At 74.2% G+C, this 913-nt stretch carries 1 protein-coding gene and 1 pseudogene; both read right to left on the bottom strand.

All coding sequences use genetic code 11. The annotated features are described in order from the left end of the window. Positions 1–485, bottom strand: a pseudogene (locus HLK59_RS50210) (hypothetical protein); the annotation flags it as partial. 10 nt (positions 486–495) lie between these two features. Beyond that, positions 496–852, bottom strand: coding sequence for a hypothetical protein (locus HLK59_RS50205; protein ID WP_171148358.1), 357 nt, complete (start codon positions 850–852; stop codon positions 496–498). Between the last annotated feature and the right edge of the window lie 61 nt (positions 853–913).

Raw genomic sequence — 913 nt, 5'->3', positions numbered from 1 at the left:
GGCTGGGGCTGCGCGGTCTGTCTCTCGGTGTGGTGGGCGGACCGGGTCGAGATGAGCTGTCTGCGGCGGGCCGCCTCCGCCAGGGCGCGCTGTCGGCGGTACGCGGCGTCCTCCGCGCTCCAGACACGCTCGCGGCGGGCGGTCAGACGGGCCGAGAGGGCGCTGAAGGGGTCGGGCCACGGGCCGCACAGGGCTCGTTCGACCGGGCCGGCGAGCGCCTGGGCGAGGGCGCCGACGGCGGCGGAGACCGGGACCGCGGCGAGGATCAGCAGGACCGCGCGGGCGACCACGCCGTCCTGCTGCCCGGGGCCGCCCTCGGTGAGTGCGGTGAAGCCGTCCCACAGAGCCCGCCAGTCGTGCCAGCCGCTCTGACCCAGCCGCACGGCGGCCGCCGCGACCAGCAGATAGGCGAGGCCGGGCAGGACCAGCAGGGTGAACCACCGCTCGGCCAGCTTCCGGCCGAGTTCGGCGAGGAATCCCGTCACCGGCCCGCCCTCACGCGTCCGGCACGAAGGTCAGTACGCGCTCGTACAGCAGACACTCGGGTGGGCCCTCACCGGCGAACCGCTGCTCCACTCGCTGGCAGGCGCCGGTCGGACAGAGGTAGCGGCCGGGTACGGGCGGGCCGGGACTGGCGACCGGGGTCGGGGCGACGCGGACGAACATCGGATCGGTGACCGCGGGATCGAGCGCGCGAAGCACCTCACCGAAGTCCGCCCCCTCACGCAGCCGCCGCACGCCCTGCTCAAGCGCCGCCCGCCGAGGACCGCTCAGCATCCGCAGCACCGCCAACTCCCGGCAGAACTCGGCGTGCAGAGTGCTCAGCGCGGCGGGATCCTCCGGAAGGGCCATGTCTCGACTGTCTCTTCTACACCTCTGCCGCTCCCGCCCAAGAGGAACGTGACGATCCTGG

The sequence above is a fragment of the Streptomyces sp. S3(2020) genome, assembly GCF_013044505.1.
In the GTDB taxonomy this organism is placed as follows: Bacteria; Actinomycetota; Actinomycetes; order Streptomycetales; family Streptomycetaceae; genus Streptomyces.
Note: the sequence above shows the minus strand (reverse complement) of the source record. Positions and strands in the feature narration are given on the sequence as shown.

Bases quoted from the DNA above. Each gene is read 5' to 3' on its own strand.
- HLK59_RS50205 (WP_171148358.1), bottom strand. From the start codon at position 852: ATGGCCCTTCCGGAGGATCCCGCCGCGCTGAGCACTCTGCACGCCGAG.